We start from the raw sequence: 4,194 nt of genomic DNA, 5'->3' as shown, positions 1-4,194 counted from the left end.
CCTGTTGACCGTCGGTAATGCCTCCGTTAAAGTGGGACAAAGTGCACTTTGGTGGGTTTTGGTGGCGCAAATCGTATTTCAAGGGGCTTCGGCGCTGGCGCTGGACGCAAAGGGAAGGCTGGCCGTCCCCGCGCGTCACCGCGAGGTGCTCGCCGCGCTGGCGCAGGGCCAGCTCACGCTCACCAAGCATCCCGACGGCTGCCTGCTGATGTTTCCGCGGCCGGGCTGGGAAGGTTTTCGCGACAAGGTCGCCGCGTTGCCGATGTCGGTGGCCGGCTGGAAGCGCGTTTTTCTCGGCTACGCGATGGATGTGGAGATCGACAGCGCCTCGCGCGTGCTGATCTCGCCCGAATTGCGCGCCGCCGCCGGGCTCGTCAAGGACGTGGTGCTGCTCGGCATGGGTAGCTACTTCGAGTTGTGGGACCGGGAGCGCTATGCGGCCCACGAGGCCGAGGTGATGCAGCAGGGCTTGCCCGAAGCGTTGCGCGATTTTTCATTCTGATCACGATGCTTCAGGCGGGAGGGGCCTTGCAGCACACCACTGTCTTGTTGCACGAGGCGGTCGACGCGCTGGTGGTGCAGGGCGATGGCTGCTATGTCGACGGCACTTATGGCCGCGGCGGCCATTCGCGCTTGATCCTCGCGCGACTGACGCCAGCCGGCCGGCTGCTCACCAACGACCGAGATCCGCAGGCGGTGGCGCATGCCCAGGCGGATGCGGCGCTCGCGGGCGATGCACGTTTTGCCGTCGAGCATGCCGCTTTTGCCGACCTGCCGGCCGTGCTGGCCGCGCGCGGCGTGGCACGCGTGGACGGCCTGCTGCTCGACCTGGGCGTGAGCTCGCCGCAGATCGACACGCCCGAGCGCGGCTTCAGCTTTCGTTTCAGCGGCCCGCTGGACATGCGCATGGACACCACGCGCGGCGAGAGCGCGGCCGACTTCCTGGCGCGCGCGGACGAAAAAGAGCTGGCCACGGTGATCCGCGACTTCGGCGAGGAGCGTTTTGCCGTGTCGATTGCACGCGCGCTGGTCAAGCAGCGCGACGAGGGCGAGCCGGTGCGCACGACCTCCGAGCTGCAGGCGCTGGTGGCGCGCTGCGTGCGCACCCGCGAACCCGGCCAGGACCCGGCCACGCGCACCTTCCAGGCACTGCGGATATTCGTCAACGCCGAGCTGTCGCAGCTGGAATCGGCGCTCAATGCAGCGATTCAATGCCTGGCGCCCGGCGGGCGGCTCGTCGTGATCAGCTTTCATTCGCTCGAAGACCGCATCGTCAAGACCTTCATTGCCAGCCACAGCCGCGACCAGGTTGACCGCCGCGCGCCGTTTGCCGCGCCCAAGGCGTTGCGGCTGCGTGCGCTGGGTCGCATCAAGCCCGGCGCCGCCGAAGTGGCCGCCAACCCGCGCGCGCGCTCGGCGATCCTGCGCGTGGCCGAGCGCACCGACGTGGTCGACCCGGCACCGCGCGGGCGCTTTCGGACCGGCGAGCGCGCTGCCCACACGCCGATGCCGAAGGCGCGCGGGGGTCGCGCATGACGCGCCTGAACCTCGCGCTGCTGGCCGCGCTCATCGCCAGCAGCCTCTACCTCGTGAAGGTGTCGTACGACTCGCGGCGGCTCTTCACCGAGCTCGACCGCATGCAGGCGCAGGCGCTGCAGCTCGACACCGACTTCGCGCGGCTGCAACTCGAGGCGCGTGCGCAGGCCACGCCCTTGCGCGTGGAGCGCGTGGCGCGCGAGCGCCTGGCGATGCGCAGCGCGTCGCCGGCCGTGACCGAATATGTGAACGCGCCCGCCGCTGCGGCGAGCGCGCCCGAGGAGGACCGCCCGTGAGCTGGTGGCCGTGGCGCGAGGCCCGCAGCCGCAGCGTGCCGCGAGCCGGGCGCGACCGTCGTGGTGCCGGCGCCGTGAGCACGCGCAGCGTGCGCTATTCCACCAGCCCGCTGCTCGCGTCGAAGACGCCGCCCTGGCGCTCAAAGTTCCTGGTCGCGGCCATCGGCGCGAGCTTTCTGCTGCTGATCGGCCGCGCCGTCTACGTGCAGGTGATCGGCACCGACTTCTACCAGCGCCAAGGCGAGAACCGCTACGCGCGCACCTTGGAGCTGCCGGCCAACCGCGGCCGCATCATCGACCGCGGCGGCCTGCTGCTGGCGTCGAGCGTGCCGGCACAAACGATCTGGGCCATTCCGAAGGACGTCGGGGCCGACCGCGCGGCCAAGCGGGGCCTGGCCAAGCTGTTGGGCATGACGCCGGCCGAGCTGGACAAGAAGCTCGCCGACAACCCCAACTTCGTCTACCTCAGGCGCCAGGTCGACGACAGCGTGGCCAGGCAGGTCAAGGCGCTCGACCTCAAGGGCGTCCACCAGCTCACCGAGTACAAGCGCAAGTACCCCGAGGGCGAGGCGGCGGCGCACGTGGTGGGCTTCACCAATGTGGAAGACCGCGGCCAGGAAGGCATCGAGCTGGCGTTCCAGAGCGCGCTGGCCGGCAAGGACGGCACGCGGCGCGTCATCAAGGACCGCCTGGGCCACGTGGTCGAAGACATCGGCGAGCGCGTGCCGCCGGTGGACGGCCGCGACATCGAACTCGCCATCGACACCAAGTTGCAGTTCTTTGCCTACCAGCGCGTGCGCGACGCGGTGGCCGAGCACAAGGCCAAGGCCGGCAGCGTGGTGGTGCTCGACGTGCAGACCGGTGAGGTGCTGGCGCTGGCCAACTACCCGAGCTTCACACCCGGCGATCGGCGTGACCTGTCGGGCGCGCAGTTGCGCAACCGCGCGCTCACCGACACCTTCGAGCCCGGCTCGACCATGAAGCCCTTCATCGCCGCGCTCGCGCTGGAGAGCGGCCGCGTCAAACCGCAGACCGTGATCGACACCGCGCCGGGGCGTTTGCAGATCACCGGCATCACCATCAGCGACGCGCATCCGCACGGCGCGCTCACGGTCGAGCAAGTGATCCAGAAGTCGAGCAACGTGGGCGTGGTCAAGCTGGCCATGCAGATACCGGCGCGCGAGATGCATGAAATGTTCTCGGCGGTCGGCCTGGGCCAAAAACCGCAGATCGAATTTCCCGGCGCCGTGACCGGCCGGCTGCGCCCCTACAAAACCTGGCGGCCGATCGAGCAGGCCACCATGGCCTACGGCTACGGCCTCTCGGCCAGCCTGTTTCAACTGGCGCGCGCCTACACCGTGTTCGCGCGCGACGGCGAGCTGATCCCGGTGTCCATCACCAAGGCCGGCCAGGCTGACCCAGCCGACCGGGCCGGCGTCGGCGTGCGGGTGTTTTCGCCCGAGACCGCGCGCGCGGTGCGCCACATGCTGCAGATGGCCGCCGGTGAGGGCGGCACCGCGCCCAAGGCGCAGGCGATCGGCTATTCGGTGGGCGGCAAGACCGGCACCGCGCACAAGCAGGAAGGCAAGGGCTACGCGGCCAAGAAATACCGCGCCTGGTTCGTCGGCCTCGCGCCCGTGAACAACCCGCGCATCGTGGTGGCGGTGATGGTCGACGAGCCCAACGCCGGCAAGTACTTCGGCGGCGACGTGGCCGCGCCGGTGTTCAGCGAGGTGGTGCAACAGACCCTGCGCACCTTGGGCGTGGCACCGGACCTCGAGGTCAAGCCGCAGATCGTGGCGCGCGAAGCCACCGCCGTCGAGGAAAGTTTCTGATGCTGCGCATTGACGCTCGGCCCGCCTTGTTCCCTCGCCCCGTCGGGGCGATCGCGATGCGCTGCAATCGGCGCGCTGCGGTCTTGCTCCCTCGCCCGTTTGGGGAGGGGGCTGGGGTGAGGGGCCGGCCGGGGGCTGCGCAAATCCGTGGGCGTGTGACGTCGGCCCTGCTCGCCCGTCTGGGGGACCCCGTCAGCACGCCGGCGTTCGGTGCGCTGCGGTCGAGCCCATTGCGGCGGGGCCACTGAGATGCTGACCCGCCTTCGCTCCCCCGCCGCCGCCGCCCGCTGGTTGCGCGAATGGACCACCGGCGTGCTGCGCACCGACAGCCGCTGGGTCGAGCCGGGCGATGCCTTCATCGCCTGGCCCGGCCATGCCACCGACGGGCGCCAGTTCGTGATGGCGGCGCTCGAGGCGGGCGCCTCCACCTGCCTGGTCGAAGCCGAGGGCGTGGAGGCCTACGGTTTCGAGGACGCGCGCATCGGCGCGTTGCCTGCGCTCAAGGCCGCCACCGGCACCATCGCCGA

Annotated in this window: 5 protein-coding genes; all 5 read left to right on the top strand. The window is 70.1% G+C overall.

Going from position 1 to position 4,194, the window contains the following annotated elements; genetic code table 11:
- Positions 1–61 precede the first annotated feature (61 nt).
- A complete protein-coding gene (locus tag RMO12_RS00025) occupies positions 62–502 on the top strand; it encodes a division/cell wall cluster transcriptional repressor MraZ (RefSeq protein WP_309637742.1) in 441 nt (146 codons plus the stop codon).
- Positions 503–507: 5 nt separating this feature from the next.
- The gene (gene rsmH / locus RMO12_RS00020) at positions 508–1,536 is read left to right on the top strand and encodes a 16S rRNA (cytosine(1402)-N(4))-methyltransferase RsmH (RefSeq protein ID WP_309637740.1); all 1,029 of its coding nucleotides are present in this window, start codon (positions 508–510) and stop codon (positions 1,534–1,536) included.
- Positions 1,533–1,832, top strand: a complete 300-nt coding sequence (ftsL, locus tag RMO12_RS00015; protein WP_309637739.1) for a cell division protein FtsL — start codon at positions 1,533–1,535, stop codon at positions 1,830–1,832. The genes rsmH and ftsL overlap by 4 nt, the downstream gene beginning before the upstream one ends.
- 35 nt (positions 1,833–1,867) lie before the next feature.
- Complete coding sequence (locus RMO12_RS00010) at positions 1,868–3,667, top strand: penicillin-binding protein 2 (protein WP_309637741.1); 1,800 nt, start codon at positions 1,868–1,870, stop codon at positions 3,665–3,667.
- A 249-nt stretch (positions 3,668–3,916) separates the two neighbouring features.
- The coding region (locus tag RMO12_RS00005) for a Mur ligase domain-containing protein (RefSeq protein ID WP_309637738.1) at positions 3,917–4,194 on the top strand (278 nt) is incomplete at its 3' end.

It is taken from the genome of Methylibium sp. (genome assembly GCF_031393925.1).
Lineage (GTDB): Bacteria > Pseudomonadota > Gammaproteobacteria > Burkholderiales > Burkholderiaceae_C > Methylibium.
Note: the sequence above shows the minus strand (reverse complement) of the source record. Positions and strands in the feature narration are given on the sequence as shown.

Excerpts from the sequence above, each read along its gene's own strand:
- ftsL (WP_309637739.1), top strand. The coding sequence starts at position 1,533 with ATGACGCGCCTGAACCTCGCGCTGCTGGCCGCGCTCATCGCCAGCAGC.
- rsmH (WP_309637740.1), top strand. The coding sequence starts at position 508 with ATGCTTCAGGCGGGAGGGGCCTTGCAGCACACCACTGTCTTGTTGCAC.